The sequence below is a fragment of the Aeropyrum camini SY1 = JCM 12091 genome (assembly GCF_000591035.1).
GTDB classification, from domain to species: domain Archaea; phylum Thermoproteota; class Thermoprotei_A; order Sulfolobales; family Acidilobaceae; genus Aeropyrum; species Aeropyrum camini.
Genome location: NC_022521.1, coordinates 1,503,314 through 1,520,704, shown reverse-complemented (window position 1 = coordinate 1,520,704; position 17,391 = coordinate 1,503,314). Strand labels below are relative to the sequence as shown.

Annotated in this window: 20 protein-coding genes; 10 read left to right on the top strand and 10 right to left on the bottom strand. The window is 55.7% G+C overall.

All coding sequences use genetic code 11. The features are described from left to right. Positions 1-131: 131 nt before the first annotated feature. Positions 132-962, top strand: a complete 831-nt coding sequence (locus ACAM_RS07945) for a hypothetical protein (protein ID WP_022542303.1) — start codon at positions 132-134, stop codon at positions 960-962. A 144-nt stretch (positions 963-1,106) separates the two neighbouring features. Here the strand turns inward: ACAM_RS07945 and ACAM_RS07940 are convergent, their stop codons facing one another. The 5 genes from ACAM_RS07940 to ACAM_RS07920 all read right to left on the bottom strand — a co-directional run bounded on the left by ACAM_RS07940 (position 1,107) and on the right by ACAM_RS07920 (position 4,429). Next, complete coding sequence (locus tag ACAM_RS07940; protein ID WP_022542302.1) at positions 1,107-1,940, bottom strand: FTR1 family protein; 834 nt, start codon at positions 1,938-1,940, stop codon at positions 1,107-1,109. Between the two features lie 128 nt (positions 1,941-2,068). Next, the gene (locus tag ACAM_RS07935; protein WP_022542301.1) at positions 2,069-2,515 is read right to left on the bottom strand and encodes a CBS domain-containing protein; all 447 of its coding nucleotides are present in this window, start codon (positions 2,513-2,515) and stop codon (positions 2,069-2,071) included. A gap of 87 nt (positions 2,516-2,602) precedes the next feature. Beyond that, a complete protein-coding gene (locus ACAM_RS07930; protein ID WP_148706489.1) occupies positions 2,603-3,409 on the bottom strand; it encodes a tRNA (adenine-N1)-methyltransferase in 807 nt (268 codons plus the stop codon). Beyond that, the gene (locus ACAM_RS07925) at positions 3,399-3,953 is read right to left on the bottom strand and encodes a stage II sporulation protein M (RefSeq protein WP_022542299.1); all 555 of its coding nucleotides are present in this window, start codon (positions 3,951-3,953) and stop codon (positions 3,399-3,401) included. Before ACAM_RS07925 ends, ACAM_RS07930 begins: the two co-directional genes overlap by 11 nt. Further along, a complete protein-coding gene (locus tag ACAM_RS07920) occupies positions 3,950-4,429 on the bottom strand; it encodes a SixA phosphatase family protein (RefSeq protein ID WP_022542298.1) in 480 nt (159 codons plus the stop codon). Before ACAM_RS07920 ends, ACAM_RS07925 begins: the two co-directional genes overlap by 4 nt. 90 nt (positions 4,430-4,519) lie before the next feature. On the opposite strand from ACAM_RS07920, the gene ACAM_RS07915 reads away from it, so the two are divergent. The 7 genes from ACAM_RS07915 (at position 4,520) to ACAM_RS07890 (ending at position 9,926) form a co-directional block, all read left to right on the top strand. Beyond that, complete coding sequence (locus ACAM_RS07915) at positions 4,520-5,698, top strand: DUF1464 family protein (protein ID WP_022542297.1); 1,179 nt, start codon at positions 4,520-4,522, stop codon at positions 5,696-5,698. A 39-nt stretch (positions 5,699-5,737) separates the two neighbouring features. Then, the gene (locus tag ACAM_RS07910; protein ID WP_082398360.1) at positions 5,738-5,944 is read left to right on the top strand and encodes a zinc finger domain-containing protein; all 207 of its coding nucleotides are present in this window, start codon (positions 5,738-5,740) and stop codon (positions 5,942-5,944) included. A 17-nt stretch (positions 5,945-5,961) separates the two neighbouring features. Next, positions 5,962-6,234 carry an elongation factor 1-beta gene (locus ACAM_RS07905; protein WP_022542295.1) on the top strand — a complete coding sequence of 91 codons (273 nt, stop codon included), beginning with the start codon at positions 5,962-5,964 and terminating at the stop codon, positions 6,232-6,234. 1 nt (position 6,235) lies between these two features. Beyond that, positions 6,236-6,397 (top strand): hypothetical protein, encoded by a 162-nt coding sequence (locus tag ACAM_RS08380; RefSeq protein WP_022542294.1) that lies wholly within the window; start codon positions 6,236-6,238, stop codon positions 6,395-6,397. Positions 6,398-6,527: 130 nt separating this feature from the next. Continuing rightward, complete coding sequence (locus ACAM_RS07900; protein ID WP_022542293.1) at positions 6,528-8,741, top strand: CDC48 family AAA ATPase; 2,214 nt, start codon at positions 6,528-6,530, stop codon at positions 8,739-8,741. 36 nt (positions 8,742-8,777) lie between these two features. After that, on the top strand, positions 8,778-9,029 hold the full coding sequence (locus tag ACAM_RS07895) for a hypothetical protein (RefSeq protein WP_022542292.1): 252 nt from the start codon (positions 8,778-8,780) through the stop codon (positions 9,027-9,029). Positions 9,030-9,215: 186 nt separating this feature from the next. Continuing rightward, the gene (locus ACAM_RS07890) at positions 9,216-9,926 is read left to right on the top strand and encodes a metallophosphoesterase family protein (protein ID WP_022542291.1); all 711 of its coding nucleotides are present in this window, start codon (positions 9,216-9,218) and stop codon (positions 9,924-9,926) included. Here the strand turns inward: ACAM_RS07890 and ACAM_RS07885 are convergent. The 3 genes from ACAM_RS07885 to ACAM_RS07875 all read right to left on the bottom strand — a co-directional run bounded on the left by ACAM_RS07885 (position 9,909) and on the right by ACAM_RS07875 (position 13,029). Further along, entirely contained in the window at positions 9,909-10,784 is an 876-nt protein-coding gene (locus ACAM_RS07885) for a P-loop ATPase/GTPase (RefSeq protein ID WP_022542290.1), read from the bottom strand. The two genes, ACAM_RS07890 and ACAM_RS07885, sit on opposite strands and share 18 nt — an antisense overlap. 59 nt (positions 10,785-10,843) lie before the next feature. Next, positions 10,844-11,140 carry a 30S ribosomal protein S25e gene (locus ACAM_RS07880; protein ID WP_022542289.1) on the bottom strand — a complete coding sequence of 99 codons (297 nt, stop codon included), beginning with the start codon at positions 11,138-11,140 and terminating at the stop codon, positions 10,844-10,846. A gap of 224 nt (positions 11,141-11,364) precedes the next feature. Beyond that, positions 11,365-13,029: an acyl CoA:acetate/3-ketoacid CoA transferase gene (locus ACAM_RS07875; RefSeq protein ID WP_022542288.1), complete on the bottom strand. Its 1,665-nt coding sequence runs from the start codon at positions 13,027-13,029 to the stop codon at positions 11,365-11,367. A 95-nt stretch (positions 13,030-13,124) separates the two neighbouring features. Between ACAM_RS07875 and ACAM_RS07870 the strand changes: the two genes are divergently transcribed. Further along, positions 13,125-13,469, top strand: a complete 345-nt coding sequence (locus tag ACAM_RS07870) for a hypothetical protein (RefSeq protein WP_022542287.1) — start codon at positions 13,125-13,127, stop codon at positions 13,467-13,469. Here ACAM_RS07870 and ACAM_RS07865 read toward each other — a convergent pair whose 3' ends face one another. Beyond that, positions 13,470-14,753: an MFS transporter gene (locus ACAM_RS07865; RefSeq protein WP_022542286.1), complete on the bottom strand. Its 1,284-nt coding sequence runs from the start codon at positions 14,751-14,753 to the stop codon at positions 13,470-13,472. It abuts the gene before it with no gap. 17 nt (positions 14,754-14,770) lie between these two features. Continuing rightward, positions 14,771-16,126 carry an RsmB/NOP family class I SAM-dependent RNA methyltransferase gene (locus tag ACAM_RS07860; protein WP_022542285.1) on the bottom strand — a complete coding sequence of 452 codons (1,356 nt, stop codon included), beginning with the start codon at positions 16,124-16,126 and terminating at the stop codon, positions 14,771-14,773. Between the two features lie 94 nt (positions 16,127-16,220). Between ACAM_RS07860 and ACAM_RS07855 the strand changes: the two genes are divergently transcribed. Continuing rightward, on the top strand, positions 16,221-17,384 hold the full coding sequence (locus ACAM_RS07855; RefSeq protein WP_022542284.1) for a PhoH family protein: 1,164 nt from the start codon (positions 16,221-16,223) through the stop codon (positions 17,382-17,384). Positions 17,385-17,391: the final 7 nt, after the last annotated feature.

Here is a 17,391-nt window from a genome sequence, read left to right as displayed (position 1 = left end):
CGGCTTAACCCCTTAGCAAGCTTTTGAAGGGTTTATAAGGAAGCGTGGGGAAATGCTGTTTACCCCTATGAAATCTCTCAATCGTCCGAAAGTCTAATTTATACATAGAGGGGTGGGTCCTGCTGAGCAGTGTGGAGACGAGGAGCTGCGGCTCCATAGATTGCCTGGAGACCTCTGAAACTCTTGAATCCGAAGTTGAGGCTGAATCCGTCGATGCCGAGTTCTACAGAAAGATATATGTGGGGCTGACTGTAGCTAGTTTAAAGCATTTCCTCTACAGCTCGCTTGCGGGGCTCGTGTGGTCCTTCTCTCTATTTTCGATATTAGTGGGCTCTATAACTATATGGGGCTTCGACTCTGATATGGCGCCAAACTATCTAGCATTAGTGCCCGCTAGCCTAACTTGGCTTATCCCCAAGATAGTATCCCTGGGTTTTGCGGAGACGTTCATCACCCTAATGTTCCTCCAGTTTATACTACTTGCCCTAGGACTGTGGATCTATTTTATATACAGAATGGTCACCTACCTTAGGTCTGCTTTCTACCTGGCTGTAGTGGCTAAGACGAACCCTATGCTCCCAGGCCTCTCAGGCTACCTGATGCTGGTATCCTCATTAATGGTTTTCATCGGCCTTCTAACAATATACACGGCCCCAGGCACAATGGTCTACCTCGCTGGCAACATTGTATTCATGATTGGCTTGTCACTATACGCATTTAACCTCAGCGACTCTCTACGCCTTGCACGGGTCAACACTAAGATACCCTTCTACATACTGTTAGCCGCCCCGGTAGCCCACATGGTCAATACAGCAGTAGGCCTGCTCGGCTTTACAGGTTTTGCCATGCAGTTCATAGCATCCCTCGCTCTACTAGCAAGGCTAAGGAAGAGCTTAAACAGGCTCTACGGTTCTAACGGGGAGGACGTTATTGAGGCGATCTCTAAAGCCCTAAACGGGTAGCCCTCCTACCGGGTCAGAGGAGGGCGGTGAGCCAAAAGTATGGGCCTTCCAGCCTTATATCCCGGCTTGGTGTTGCCCTTACTTCCTTACACGCTCGAGAGGAGATAAGGGGAAGAGATCTCTAATAGCCAGCTAGGAGTGTGGCTAGGATGATTTGAAAGTGGGCCTGTATGCTGCTATTACGTAGGCTAGCAGCAGTAGGAGTGTAGCCCCTTGAAGTACTATCCTGGCGATTTCCATGTAGTGGTAGTATCCAACCATTACAGACAGCAGGCCCCCTATAACGTTCTTGGGGTGCAAAAGACTCTCCTCGCCCACATTCAGCAGCTGCACCTTTGCACCTAGTATGCCCAGTTCTATACCCTCCTCCTCGAACCACTCAAGCAGCTCGTGGGTGCCGTATCCCACTAGCCCGGACGCTACGAAGGCCAGCAGTATCGAGGTCCCCATGAAGAATGTTCTAAGGTTTATCCTCATGCCCAGCCAGTACACGGCTACTCCTAGGGCGAGTGCGCCAAGGGTGCCGGCTCCGACACCTACGGTAGTAGACATTGGGTTTGCCACAAGAAAGGGCGCTGTTATCAGGACGATCTCTAGGACCTCGCGGAAGACGAATATGAAAGTGATGATGGCTACAGCGCTGGCCGAGAGACCCGAGGCTAGCTTCGCCTCTATCTCTCCCTTAATCTTTGGACCATGCCTGACCCCCCAGACTATTACAGTCCCTATTACCAGTGCAGCGAGGTACGACATACCAGCCTCCACGAGCTCCTTCTCTGGGAACCCCTTGAAAACAGTATATATGCCGGCCCCTAGGATGACGCCCAGAGCCACACTCAAGAGGGCGGACGCGTGAACTATCTTGACCTTCGCGTGCTCTCCCATCTTCTTTAGCAGCATAATTATTATTGTGCTTAGCAGTATAGCCTCGAAAGCTTCTCTGAACGCTACCAAGCCGGTCGCCAGAGCCTCGCTCAAGTTTAACACCGTTTACATGTATTTGAAGCAGCAGGCTTTAACCCCTGTTAAAATTGAACGGTGTTTTACGTAAAAACAGTTTCCAACATAACCTGGCTCGGAGGTCCCGCGAGCCTAAGGGCGCCACTCTATTTTTCTAATGTTAACCCGAGTGCTAGGCCGAAAACTGACATGAGGAAGTCTAGGACGTCCCTGAAGCTTATTATACCCACTGGGACACCCTTCTCGTCGACTACTGGGAGGTGTCTGACGTTGGTCTCGCTCATCTTTCTAACAACTGTTAGCAAGTCGTCGTCGGGTCTAACGACTATTGGGTTTTCCGTCATTATCTCCCAGACCTTATGCTTAGTGGGGTCCCAGGCCTCGCTCACCACATAAACTATATCCCTCTCGGTCACTATACCGCGCAGTCTACCCTCTTCATCTACAACAAGCACACTTCCTATCAAGTTATCCACCATAAGCTTGGCGGCACGGGTCACCGGCTCCTCGGGCCTGACGGTTACAACCTCTGTAATCATAATGTCGCTTGCCCTGACGGGGATTCTCCTCTTCTTCCTTATGAAGACTACCATGAATATTCACCCCATATGACTTAGTTGTCCCCCGCAGCAATATTATGTATAGCGAAAGCCTAAAGGGCTTCTATTGTTAAATTTCAGCTAGCCCTGGACGACTCTACGTAACACGACTATATATCCCGTGAAGCTGGCCAGCCACTCTCCCGGTCTAACCGCCCCTGGAGACAAGTTTATAGTCCTTGCCATGGTCTCAACACCCCCCTGTAGCATCCATCCGCCGGGTAGGTGATCCAGAAGTTTCTCCAGCTGGGTCGACGTAGGTACGAAAGCCACCGCCACAGCACTAGGCTTAACCTCGGGCCCGAGGCTCTCCAGGGCGCTCCAAGGGTCTGGCATGTCTAGCACAACGCCGTCCAGAGGTCCTACGCCCTCCACGGCAGCGGGGTCTCTAACGTCTCCCAGCTTCAGGTCAACACAGTCCAGGAGGCCAGCGGATTCCAGGTTTCTCCGCGCAGCCTCCAGGTTCTCACGTTTAACGTCCAGGCCTATCAGCCTGCCTGTGGGGCAGAGCCCCATAGCAAGGACTGTTGTTAGAAAACCGCTCCCCACCCCCGCCTCAAGTAGCCTCGCTTCCGGCCTGGCGCCGGCTAGGATCGCTATCAACCCTGAGTCCTTTGGGTAGATAACCTGTGTCCTCCTTTCGTAGAACCCCTCCATAAGCTCGGCTATACTAGGTTTCACAACTGCAACGGCTCCAAGCCGGCTCCGTAGGAGGACTCCCCATGGCTTCCCCAATATTTTCCGGGCTGCTATGACGCCCGCTATTGTCGAGTATGTGGACTCGGCGGATATCCTTATATAGTAGCTCCTCCGCTCGCCCTTCATAGACTCAGCTATCAAAACAGCGGGGCAACCCTCTGCAACTACCTCGCACCCGTCAGCCCCCAAGCCCGCCAACCCCCGCTATGGCGGGCGTTATGAAAATCTCAATGACGGCTGCAGCGAGAAGCATCGGAACGGTTACAGCGTACATGGCCAGAGTATTCTCCACAGTTTGGCGGAGGCCCCTGCAGTAGATTAGGCACCTCATGCCAAAACCGACACTCGCCAAAAATGCAGGTATCTCGAGGACTCCATGGGGTATGATTAGCAGGAGAGCCACAGTTAAGTTCAAATCCTTCACGTCCACCGCGTATTTGAGAGCGGTCCCCACAATGTAGCCGTTGAGGCCGACCACCGATAGACCAGGTAGTATAAGTAGTATTGTTAACACGTATGTGAGGGTGGCTGCCAGGAGGTTGTTTATAAATATCCCGAGGGGCCGAAGCGCAGGAGGTAGCTTAAGGATCAATCCAGCCTTTTCTGATAGCGGATCCAGGAGGGTATAGTCGGGTTTCACATAGCCTACCCAGACACCAGCTAGGAATGCTACAGCACCCAGGGAGAAGCCCAGCAGCACTATTCCCAGGCCCGGCAGCCTCCTACGGGTCAAGCTCTTCCTCCCCCCTTGCAAACATTCACTACTCCGGGGTTCACGAGTGAGAGCAGGTTACCTCCGCCGGGCCTGAAGGCTATAACGCTAACTACGGCGAAGCCCCCAGCCTTTAGCTCGAGAGCCCCGCCAACAAGCTCAATTATGGTTTCCTCCATCCAGGGGTTGTGCCCGACAAGTATGACACCGTCATCGACACCGAACTTCTCAAGATCTTCTAGCCCAACACCAGAGTCGGGGGCTAGCCAATCGGCTATAGCATAGCTCAGTTTCAGCGTTCTGGCCAGGATCTCGGCCGTCTCTACAGCCCTTCGGTAGGGGGACGATAAAATCTTCTTGAAGCCGGCGCCCAGGAGGAGCCGGCCTCCGCACTCCACCTGCATAACACCCTCCCGGGTGAGCCTCCTCTCCCTGTCGCTCACTCCCTCCCTCCGGGGCTCTGCCTTACCGTGTCTGTAGAACACTATCAAAGCCAACAGATGATCACCCCAAGACCCCGTGGTAAAGTATCCTATAGAGAACTAAATTATTGGACGGCCCTAGCAGCCTAACGGAGGGGAGCCCGATTGGCTAGGGTTGTGGGGATAGATCCTGGAACCGGTTCAATGGATGTTCTCGGTTTCGACGACGAGTCAGGAAGAGTTTTCCTGGAGGAGTCTATCCCCAGGGATGAGGTGACCAGGGACCCCTCACTCCCCCTAAGGATTGTTGAGGAGGCCTCCAGGAGGATTGGCGGTCTAGACGCTGTTGTGGCGCCGAGCGGCTATGGCATGCCCCTTAAGAGGGCTGCCGAGGCTACCGCCTGGGATATTTGCGAGGCCACGTTTATCCACTCCAGCGACGAGGTCCTGGGCCTCAGGATAGTGGGGCTTAGGAGGCTCATGGCCCTCTTCTCCGCTTCAAGCCTTCCAGCGTGGTTCACCCCCGGCGTGATACACCTCCCAACGGTTCCATCTTGGAGGAAGGTTGGGAGGATTGACATGGGGACGGCGGATAAGCTCTACACTGTCGCGGCGGCCTTGAAGACAGAGGTGGAGTCCCATGGTGTGGCTCCGAAGGCTGCGAGGTTTATCGCGGTCGAGGCAGGCATGGCGTACACGGCCGCTATAGCCGTTGTTGACGGGAAGGTTGTGGACGGTGTTGGAGGTACCAGCGGGTTCCACGGTTTCATGGGGGGAGGAGCTATGGACGGGGAGGTTGCTTATGCCCTCGCAGCTGTGGCTCCAAGGTTCAGCAAGGCCATGCTTTTCAAGGGAGGCGCCGGATGGCTGGCGGGTGTTTCATCGCCTGCCGAGCTCGAGGAAAAGGCTCACGGGGCCGCCGCGCCTAGCGCCGAGGCTGCTCTGGAGATGCTGGGAGAGGGCGTGGTTAAGAGTGTGGCGGCACTGCTGCCATCCCTCAGGCCGGAGGGAGGGGTTGTCAGGGTTTACGTGTCTGGTAGGCTATTCTCCCACGGGCGGCTGGGGAGGGAGCTTGAGGGTAGGCTCGAGGACTTCATAAGCTCCCTAGGCCTAACCCCCCGTATACTCAGGGTTGAAAGGCTAGGCTCCAAGACTAAAGAGGGGGCTACTGGCGCAGCATTGATAGCCAGCGGCCTCGCGGGAGGCCGGTACAAGTGGATCGTCGACCAGCTCGAGCTCGCGAGGTCCTCGGGCAGCATATTCGACCATCTCCCGGTTGACGATGACCTCAGGAAGGCCATTAGGCTTGAGTTTAGGAGCTGCGCCCCCTTAGGCGAGGCTTAATAGCCCTACAGGCTAACCTAGACAGGGGTGCCCAGGATAATGGCAGTACAGCCTAGGAAGATAGACGTCTACGACTCCGTCCACCCCCCGCGATGTACGAGCTGCGGCAGAATAGTAGAGCCAGGCTCTACAGCTACTCGGTTCCCCTGCCCGAACTGTGGGGAGGTAGAGATTTGGCGCTGCAGCAGGTGCAGGAAGCAGGGCGCAACCTACACCTGCCCGAACTGCGGCTTCACAGGGCCGTAACAAAGGGGTGAAACGCTATGGCCAGGGTTGCGGTTGTAGTGAAGGTATATCCAGATGATGTCAGCATCGAGCCTAAGACGCTGGCCGAGAGGATTAAATCCAAGCTCCCCCAGGGCTACGAGGTACTGGCAGAGGGGGAAGTACCCATAGCATTCGGCCTTAAAGCACTAAAGCTAGTCATAGCCATGAACGAGGAGACAGAAGGTGGTACCGAAGAGGTCGAGCAATTCCTGAGGAACATAGAGGGTGTTCAAGAGGTAGAGGTAGAAAGCGTCTCGAGGATGCAGTAAAATGGCTCCTTTACTGAGCGAGGAGAACCACAGGGAGAGCACCTGGGACTGGGAGAGCCCCGCTGTATCCAGAGAGTGCGGCACCCCTTCGAAGCCGAAGAGGCGGGAGAAGAAAAGACCTGAAGACGGGGAGAGGGAAAGGGAGAAGGATGGTGACGAATAGGGGGTCCGCCCTCCTCATTAGAACTCGAGCATCCCCCAGTGTTGGAAAAAGGGGGGTAACACCCCGGGGCCCCCAAACTCTTAATTAATAATCCCCCCTCTCCAAGTTCTATAGTGGGGATTAGAGGGCCTTGTCCAGCAGCGGTTTCGGCGTTAGAAGGCCGGTTAAGGAGGCTATACTCAGGGTTGCGGAGGCTAAGCCTAGGGATTCGGGCAGGAAGAGGGTTAGAATCGATATCGACATAATGAAGGAGCTGGGGGTTGAGCCTGGCGATGTTGTCGAGATTGAGGGTAAGAAGAAGACTGTTGCCGTAGTCATGCCAGCATACCCTGAGGATATGGGTCTCGACATAATAAGGATGGACGGTATACTGAGGAGGAACGCTGACGTAAATATTGGTGAGAAGGTTATTGTAAGGAAGACGAGTGTCAGAACCGCCACCAAGGTCAAGCTCGCCCCAGTCAGCTATACCATGACTGTTGACGAGGGCTTCAAGAGGTATGTGAAGAAGAAGCTGCAGGGCGTACCCATAACCGAGGGCGATATCGTTGTCGTCCCCGTCATAGGCCAGGCTGTCCAGCTGCAGGTGGTCGATGCGAGGCCTAAGGGCGCGGTGATTGTTGCCGAGGAGACTATAGTAGACGTTCTCGAAAAGCCGGTGGCACAGAGCAGAGTTCCTAAGGTCACCTACGAGGATATAGGGGGTCTTAAGGAGGTAATCGAGAAGGTTAGGGAAATGGTAGAGCTCCCGCTGAGGCACCCGGAGATCTTCAAGAGGCTGGGGATAGAGCCTCCGAAGGGTATTCTCCTCTACGGGCCTCCGGGTACTGGTAAGACTCTGCTCGCAAAGGCCGTTGCAAACGAGGCCGACGCGTACTTCATCTCTATTAACGGCCCGGAGATTATGAGCAAGTATTATGGGGAGAGCGAGCAGAGGCTTAGGGAGATATTTGAGGAGGCCAAGAAGAACGCGCCCAGCATTATATTCATAGACGAGATAGACGCCATCGCCCCCAAGAGGGACGAGGTCGTCGGGGAGGTCGAGAGAAGGGTTGTGGCCCAGCTCCTAGCCCTGATGGACGGGCTTGAGGCTCGGGGGAACGTGATAGTCATTGCAGCCACCAACAGGCCCAACGCCATAGACCCTGCGCTGAGGAGGCCCGGAAGGTTCGACAGGGAGATCGAGGTCCCCCTGCCCGACAAGCATGGGAGGCTTGAGATACTGCAGATACACACCCGGCACATGCCCCTGGCGGAGGACGTGGATCTGGAGAAGCTCGCCGAGATGACGAAGGGCTTCACGGGGGCTGACCTCGCCGCCCTGGCGAGAGAGGCGGCCATGTACGCCCTTAGAAGGTATCTACCCGAGATAGACCTCGAGCAGGAGTCCATACCCGTGGAGGTCCTAGAGAAGATGGTAGTGACTATGGAGGACTTCCTCAAAGCACTGAGGGAGATAACCCCCAGCGGGCTCAGGGAGATCCAGATAGAGGTTCCCGAGGTTAGGTGGAGCGATATAGGTGGCCTTGAGGATGTCAAGCAGGAGCTGAGGGAGGTTGTTGAATGGCCTCTCAAGCACCCCGAAGCTTTCACGAGGATGGGTATTAGGCCTCCTAGGGGTGTGTTGTTGTTTGGCCCTCCGGGTACTGGTAAGACTTTGCTTGCTAAGGCTGTTGCCACTGAGAGCGGGGCGAACTTCATAGCCGTCAGGGGGCCGGAGATACTGAGCAAGTGGGTAGGAGAGAGCGAAAGAGCCATAAGAGAGATATTCGCTAAGGCGAGGCAGCACGCCCCCGCCGTAGTATTCTTCGACGAGATAGACGCCATAGCCCCGGTGAGAGGTACCGACGTGGGTACCAGGGTGACGGAGAGGATTGTCAGCCAGCTGCTGACCGAGATAGACGGGGTCTCAGACCTTCACGACGTCGTTGTAGTTGCCGCCACAAACAGACCGGACATGGTTGACCCGGCCCTCATGAGGCCTGGGAGGCTCGAGAAGATGATATACGTCCCGCCGCCCGACTTCAGCTCGAGGCTCGAGATCCTCAGGATACACACAAGGAAGGTTCCACTGGCCGAAGACGTGGATCTAGCGGAGATAGCCAGAAGAACGGAGGGCTACACAGGCGCCGATATAGAGGCCCTGGTCAGGGAGGCTAGCCTCGCAGCGTTGAGGGAGGATATAAACGCGGTCGAAGTGTCCATGAGACACTTCGAGACGGCGCTGAAGAAGGTGAAGCCTAGCGTGACACCGCAGATGGTAGAATATTATAAGAGGTGGCTCGAGACGGTCAAGCAGAGGCAGGAGGAAGCCAAGAGAGAAGCCCCCACCATAACACTTTGAACACGCCCCCGCTACACGGAATGGGGTGGGATAGCTGTGAGTTCGAGGAGCGAGACCTGGGTTCCCTCCACTCTAAGAAACCTGGTTTACGAGACCATAGTCAAGAGGACTAAGAACGGGCAGACGCCGATAACGGAGAGCGACCTCATACTCTACCTTGAAAACGAAGGGCTTAAAGCGAGTAGGAGGGAGATAGTGAACATTCTCATGGAGCTAGAGACCCACGGCTACGTGAGAGTTAAGAGTAGCGGTGAGGAGGAGAGGCTAATCATATACACCGGTAGGTGATCGGCACTCAAAGTATGATACAGGTTATCTCTCCTCCAGCACCCAAGCTATACTACGGCTGGGGGATGAAGTGCGAACCCCCCTCTTGACTCTTCGAGGGGTGGCGTCGCTGAGCCCCTCACGTCCCGGCCTGGGGGGTTGTGATGTGGGGCCAAAGCGCTGACCCGCGTCCAGGGTGTTGTGTTGTTGAGGCTGGTTGCCGCTACTGGCGATATCCACTCCCCGCGCTACCTTAACCTGCTCAGCCACGCCCTGAAATCGTGGAGTGGCGGAGAGCCGTGTATGGTTTTGCTCGCTGGAGATCTAGTCGAGAGGGGACGTGCCCACGCGTTCTCCCCCGCGTTTAGACTGTTAAGGGAAAGGTTCGACAGCTCGGTGTTCGTAGGCGTGTTCGGCAATGAAGACTGGGAAAGGGAGGAGATGGCCAGGCTTTACCGTGAGGTGGTTTGGCTGGATGACTCCGTCTACACAGGTGATTGTGGCGGGAGCAGCGTCGCTGTTGTAGGCTCCACAGGGTCTCTAGACAGGCTGACTGCGTGGCAGAGGAGGAATATGCCTTGGCTGGCCGACGTGTTTAGGAGGAGGCCCAGGGTTCTCGAGGGGCTCGTGAGGGAGGCGCGGCGCGAGGCTGACTATGTCATCCTTCTAACCCACTATGGAGTGGCCCGGGCCACTGTGGAGGGTGAAGACCCGAAGATACATCCTTACTTGTATAGCAGTAGTATGGAGAGGATGCTCTCCAGGGCAAGGCCAGACGCGGCTGTTCATGCACACGCCCACAACGGCAGGCCCTACGCCATTGTACACGGGGTCCCCGTCTATAACGTTAGCCTCCCGCTAGTCAGGAGAATAGTGGACGTTAAGTTGGGTAGGATGCGGTTAGACGCGTTCCTCTAGCATAGACAGCACGGCCTCGGCCAGCACCCCACCATCCTCCGGGTCCAGCGCGCCGTGGGTGGTTAGCTTTATGTCGAACACCCTCTCGGGCCTGGCCAGCGACAGTATATCCCCCGTCCTCACACCCCACGGGACGCCTCCCATCATGGAGGCTTCAACAGCCCTCCTCCAGACACTCCCCGAGAAGAGATAGACCCTACCCCACCCAGACACAAGCACTACACTAGACCTCTCCAGGACACCCCTGGTAGGGGCGGCTATATCACTGTTTGACTCTGCAACAATGAGGCCGCCCCTATTTAAAAGGCTATCCAGGCAGGTGTCAGCAGCCTTCGACGCAGGCTCCCCAAGAACCTCAGCTATAAAACCGGGCTTCACCTTGAAGGGAGGAGGTTTAATGTGGGAGATAGCATCCTCAAGAGCCTTCCTAACACCCCTCGGCACCTCTTGTAGCACGCCGTCGGCCATTAAATGTATAGTGGACAATCCCCTCGCTAGACACTCGCTCACCCTAACTACAGCGAGATTGCCAGCCAGCAAGAGTAGGAAGCCGCTCGGACTGCCCACGGTTTTGTATGGCGGGAGTGAAAAGCCAGCAACAGGGTTCATAACCCTCAAATCGAGGTCCTCGCCAGACGCTCTGTAGAGCTTTAGGGTGTCCCACGTTACCAGGAAGCCCCTCTTCTCCGTCTCCTCCAGGACCTCAGGATGCAGCCACATGTTAGTAGCCCCAGCAGGCTTGAAGCCTTTCGCTTCGAGACCGAGAGATCTGAACGAAGCCAACAATCCTGCTGCAAGACTTGTTTTACCACTATCCTCCCCTAGACCAGCGACTAGGACTAAACTACCCCCCTTCAAAACGCGCTAACCCCCCATAGGGGGTCTCTACACCCTTCTATCCCAGCTTCCCGGGGGGGCTAGAGGCCCCGCGGCGGAGCTGTGGGCACTCTCTTCTTCGGTAGGTAGAGGGGACTCCTCCGGTTCCTAGTGAAGAGGACTAGCACCCCTTCTTCTTCGAGAATGCGCAGCACCCGGCGGGCTATGCTAACCTTTATCCCCATTTTCTGGGCTAGCTTGTGAGGTGTAACCCACTTCTCCCTCTCAACCTCCCTCCTCGCCTGTGCCACAAGCTTTTCCGTAACCTCTGGTATGATCTCCTTAAACCCCTGCTGCTTCTCGCCCTCTTTCGCCGTTTGGGCCTTCCTCTTTGCCATACCCTACTCACCACAGTCTCTAGGCTCGGTCCTTCAGGGTTTATTAGTTAATGGCACCCGGGGGGCAGAAACATTAGATCAAGGGGTGTATGGGAGCCTCTTGCCGCTGGGCTCCACCGCCCCCTATGACCCCGCACCCCAGTGAAAAGAGGTGGTGTGGGCGAGGAGGGAACCGCACCACGATGAGACAGGAAGACACGGAGTGGTACGGTTAGAGGAAGCGGCTATACCCTCAATGCCTTCTCAAGCTCTTTCTTAACCTCCATCTTCCTCTCCCTGAATATCCTCTTGTCCATCTCTTCGACTCTCCCTGTTATCAGGGGGGTGAACTCCATGTGCCTCAGCACGTCCTTCTCTAGGTCCACGCCCGGCGCCACCTCCACTAGTCTTAGCCCGCCGCTTTCGAGCCTGAACACGGCTCTCTCGGTTATGTAGAGCACCTCCTGGTCGTTGTACTCCATGGCTGAGCGGGGGTTGTACAGGATCTTGTACACGCTCCTCACAAACTTCCTTATATCCCCCTCCCGCCTGATTACAAGCCTGCCCTCCTCGGCAACAATGTCTCGCTTACCAGCGGTGAATCCTCCGGCGAAGTACAGGTTAGGGCTTCCAGCTGCTATCACGGAGAAGCCGCCCGGGCCGGGCAGCCTGTCAGGCAGTATACTCGAGTTCACGTTTCCCTCCCTGTCCACCTGGAGGAATCCAAGGCTGGCGGCGTCGAGTATGCCTCCCTCGTATATTGTGAATTGGTCAGGTATGCTGAGCATAGCGTAAGGGCTTATAGCCAGTCCAAAGTCGGGGCCTGTAAACGGTATCCCGCCCCACGGGCCCGATTCTATGGTTATCTCCATGTACTCGGCTACATCCTCCTCAACTGCCACGTGGGCTACAAGGCTGGGTATGCCAACCCCAAGATTGACTATTATAGGTCTGCCCTCCTTCGCCACAAGCTTGGCCATCTCAAGAAGCACCCTCCTAGCTATGATCTTCCTGTGGTCGAGCGGCAGGGGCTCGGCGAAGGCTGGGGATAAGGGTGTTATTATCTCTCCGCTCACCCTCCTATCCATATCCATGGAAGCTCCCTGCCAGTGTTTCTCCCTCGGAGCTACTACTACATAGTCTATTAGAGGACCTGGGACCGCAACGTTCTTGGCACGTATGTTGCCGAACCTCGCAACCCTTAGGACCTGGACTATGTTGAAACCCCTTCTCGGCCTCGCTTTAACCGCCTGTGCAATGTTGAGTATGGTCCCCTGTATCCCCTCGTCCTCAATGCTCACGTTGCCCTTCTCATCTGCTGTTGACCCGCGTAGGAGGCCGACCTCCGGCTTGGGAGCCTGGTAAAGTATATATTCTCTCCCATCTATCTCGAGAATCCTGCCCCTAACCCTGCCTGCCTTCCTAGCCTTCTCGTTGAGCGCGCATCCACCTAGGCGAGGGTCGAGGAACGTGTTAACGCCTACCCTGCTGAGCACGCCAGGCCGGCCGCTTCCAACCTCCCTGAACCAGTACGCCATTATACCAATGCTCCAGGTGTAGGCTTCGAACCACTCCTCTATAATCATCTTCTGCAAAGTCCTGCTCCAGCCGTAGAAGGGTAGTAGCATCCCCGAGATGAACCCTTCCTCCCCCCTCCTGTACATGTCCTCGGCAATCCTGTCTATACCCCTACCAGGAACTCCTGGGAAGGTGTCGCTAATTATGAACAGGTCCCTTGGGTGTCCGGTTTTCAGGTATAGCCTATAAAGCTCCTCGACGAGGTACTCCGGCGTCATAGCCATGTTAAAACCGCTTATGGCAACGACGGATCCATCCTTGATGTTGGCTAGCGCTTCCTCAGCGGTAACAGTTTTCCCTAGCCCCAGGTATGAGATTTCTTCAAACGACAAAAGACAGCCACCACACCTAATTGTTAGAGGGTCTGCCTTCAAAAAGTGAGGGTCGAGTTTACGCGGTTGACAAGCTATTAGGTTGGTGGAGAGGTTTGGGATGTAAAAAGCCTGTGAAGATCTTCATCTCGGACCACGCCTCAGGGGTGAAAAGGGTGTTCATCGCCTACCTCCATCCCAGAGGGTGTATGGGCGCCTCCTCAACCCACCTCGACATACCGGAAGACGCCTTGAGGGGGACTATCATAGGTGCCATAGCCCTTAGCCGCGGTGCAAAGATTCGAGTCTCAACCATAGATGGCTGCTTCAAGCTTGAATACCAAGACTTCCCTCCGGTGGTTATGTGTGTTGAGGGTGTTGAGCCGAAGAGGGGAGTAGGGTATGTCAAGAGGAGGGAAAGGGGAAGAATATACCTCAGCCTACCATGCCTCCATACATAGCTATCCATAGGACTTCACAGGTTCGGTGAGTAGATGACCAGGCAGCCGTTCAACCTCCCTAACCTCCTTCAAAACCAGCCTTCTCCCTAGAAGTGCCAGCAATATGAGCAGGGACGCCGAGACGGCGAAGGGTGCCATAGGAGACAGGGCGTCGTATAAGAGTCCGCCTATATAGGGGCCTGGGGCTCCCGATATACTTCTAACCGTGTTCACCTGGGTATAGCCCGTCCCGCCCTCCCCCCTAAGCATTGCCACCATCTTATTGTACGAGGGGACCCAGCTGGCTATGGAGACTCCCATAGAAACCATCGCTATGTAGACCCTTATGGGCGTGGGGTCCGTGAGCAGGAGGGCTGTTAGAGCGCCCACAGCCTCGCTGACCACCAGCCCGAGGACAGCGCCCAACCTGTCGACAAGCCTGCCAGCCAGGGGCAGGGTAGCCGTCTGAACAACGCCACTTACGGTCACCGCCAGCCCGGCCTGGAACTCGGAGAAGCCGTGGTTGTAGAGGTGGGCTGTTAGCATTTGGAACCAGAGGCTCCACGACAGCCTGTCGACACCTATGAACACGAGAAACCTGCCGAAGCCTGCATCTGGTTTGATCAGGCTCAAGTACGCCTCTAGAACGCTCCCAGGCCTGCTAACCTCGCGGAGATTCACGCGAGTGGAGAGTAGTGTAAATAGCAGGAGACCCATTAGACTTGAGGCGGCGAGGACCTCGAACGCGCCCCGGAACCCAAGAGCCCCTGAGATGTAGCCTCCCGCTGCTGGCCCAACAAGCCGTGAAGCGCTGAAAACGCTGCTCGTGACACCAACGATGTAGCCTAGGCTGTTTACATCTATGCTTCTGGCGAGGAAGCTCATCCTGGAGGGCTGGCCCGCCATAAACGATAGGAGGAATAAGAGGTAGCTGGCTGTGAGGCCGCTTAGACCGGGTTCCATAATGAGGATGGCGATTCCAGCGAACTGGAGTATACCCGTTATGATAACCCATATTCGCGGCCCCATCCTGTCTATATAGACCCCGAGCGCTGGCAAGACCAGTGCGGAGAACAGGCTTGAAACGGCGATCACTCCACCTATACTCTCCATGCTGTAGCCGAGGCTCCGCATGTACATAGGGAACAGGGCCATATAGCCGCCGACCGCAAACCCCCTGAACACGTTGTACGCCGCTACAGCTAGTGCAGCCCTGTTTAACCCTCCCCACCCCTCTTCCGGCTCGCTGTTCTCGCTGTAGCCGTGGAGAGGGCTTGTAGTCTGGAGTAGATATAGAGAGGGCATAGACTTCCCAGGAGCCGCTAAGCCTTCTTCCTGAGGAGGGCGTAGAAAAAGCCTGTAACACCGTGCTTATGGGGCCAGGCCCTCATCGTCCCCGGCAGTATTGGCGACTCTTCGTACGGCCCGTGTAGTGGCACCAACTCCAGGTTACCCCACTTTTTTAGGGCGTGAAGTATAACATCCTCACCCTCCTCCGCAAGTATGCTGCACACCGTATACAGTATCAGGCCGCCGGGCTTCACAACCTCTACGGCGGCATCCAACAGGGTCTTTTGAAGCCTCTGAAGCTCCATTACTCTCTCTCTGTTGAGCCTCCACCGGGCGTCCACATTCTTGTGAAGGCCGCCGGTGGTGCTGCAAGGCGGGTCCAGGAGAACCTTGTCCACGCTCTCTCTACCCACTATTCTGGCGGCATTGGCGGCGTCCGCCTTCACCACTGCTATAGATGGCTCCGTGCCTGTGGCCTCTACGAGAGCCTTCATCCTCCTGAGCCTATCCCAGTATATGTCGAACCCCACTATCCTAGCTTGGAGCCTGGAGAGTTCGGCGAGGTGAGTGGTTTTACCGCCTGGGGCGGCACACATATCGAGAATTAGCTCCCCCGGCATCGGGCTGAGGAGAGGCGCCGCAGCTGCACTTGACTCGTCCTGCGGCACTATCTTCCCCTCGGCCAGCAGCTTTGCTAGGGTATCGTTGAATGGTCCCTTGTATCTTATTACACCCTCTACTCTCTCTGAAGGCCATGCGTAGAGGCCGCTAGATCTTATAGTCTTATAGACTTCTTCAAAGCTCGCTTTTAGCGTGTTCACCCTCACGCTGTTTACTGACGGTCTGTTTATCGCGTTCAGCAGCCTTTCAAGCTCTTCATCACCTGTAATAAGCCTCCTGGCCATCTGCACGATGTCAGTAGGCACCATATATTTCGCCATGAACTCTTCCTCCAGTGTCGAGGGCTTCCAGGGATCGTCGAGGAGCCTCTCGACAACCTTGTGCACAAGTCTAGCCCTTCTCCACCCGTAGCGGGAAGCCAGGATTGGGAGGCCGTGGCGGAGGAGAGCTGAGACAAGACTCCTGTCCCCCGTCTCGTCGAACTGGGCAAGATATGCAGCCAGCCTAAGGGCCTGTCTTAGCATCGGGTCGAAGCCACGTAGCTCTTCAAGTGGTAATCCCAAAGCATGGGCCACGGTTCTATCGAGAACCCCCTGCATCCTAAACATCTTGTACATGATCGCGGTGAAAACCCTGTCATACTTGGAGCCGATAAGGCCGTGGCGGGCGAAGATCTCTCTCTTACTAACCTGGGCAGGCTTCCTCTTTTCGGCCGCCTCAAGCGCCTCCAGCAGAGCCCTGATCTCCCTTGCCCCGTATCTGAGCACCAGCTAGTACACCCCGGCTTGAATCTCCAGGAAATCCCCTCTAGCGAATATTGGCCTGGGATAGTATAGTTATGTCTATTCCTGGGTGGACATGGTGGAGGGTCTCGAGAAGTTTAAGGGGCTCTTCGACGCGCTAGAACCTAGGAGCGAGGGTCAGAAGGAGCTTAAAGAAGCTCTTCTCTCCGACGTGGACTTAGTCGGCGTCTTCGGCCCCACCGGCACAGGGAAGAGTCTATTCTCCATAATCTACGGGATAGCAATGGTTGCCGAGGGCAAGTTTAGGAGGGTAGTCCTCGCAAGGCCAGTTATAGATGTTGTTACGGGGCGAGAACTAACAGTTATGACTGACGCCCAGTCATATAGAAGGCTTGCCGCAGAATATCTAATGGACATCCTCTCGGGTTTCCTAGGGGAGGAGAGGGTCAGGGAGGTGTTGTCGAGCGAGAGCCTCGTTCTCGTAGACCCACATTTCCTGAGGGGTAGAACGTTCGACAGCAGCGTCATTATAGTGGACGACTCGCAGAGCATGCCACCCGAGGCTATAGTGGAGATTATCACGAGGCTCGGCACGGGGAGCAAGCTGATAGTCATCGGGGATCCTGTGTTCCAGAGGACAGTCGAGCCGGGAATGGATGGTGCTAGTATGGCCAGGGAGATCCTTAGCAACGAGCCCACCGCTGAGGTCGTTGATCTGGGGTTAAAGGATATTGTTAGGCCAGGTGCAAAGAGAGGAGTCAAAATGCTCATGGAGCTGCTGATGAGGAAGAGGGAGTTAAACCAGGCTGAAAAAGAAGTTATAGAGGCTGCCCGGGTACACTCGCCAGACGCAGACATAATTACAGCCGTCGACCTCCAGGACGCGAAGAGGAGATGGGGTATTGAAAGCGACCACGTCCCCGACGTGCTTGTCATAGTTAAAGAAGGCCACCTGGGCCGTTTCATCGGCAAGGGCGGCGAGAGGATCGAGAAGATAGAGGGTGATACAGGACTTAAAATCAGGGCTATAGAGCATACTCTAGACTTGAAGGAGATAGTCAGGGCGGTACACCCAGTCAGCTGGATACACAAGCACGTCATAGACTTCGACTTCGCTGGTCCCCAGCTCAAAATAAAGGTGGGTAAAGAGCATATGGGCCCTATGCTGGGGCAGAAGGGGACTCACATAAGGTTCTTAGACGAGATAGTGAGGAAGCTCCTCGGTGTTGGCGTGTTCGTCGAGGAGGCCGAGGAGAGGCGGAGGAGGCGGAAGAGGAGATAGCGCCCCA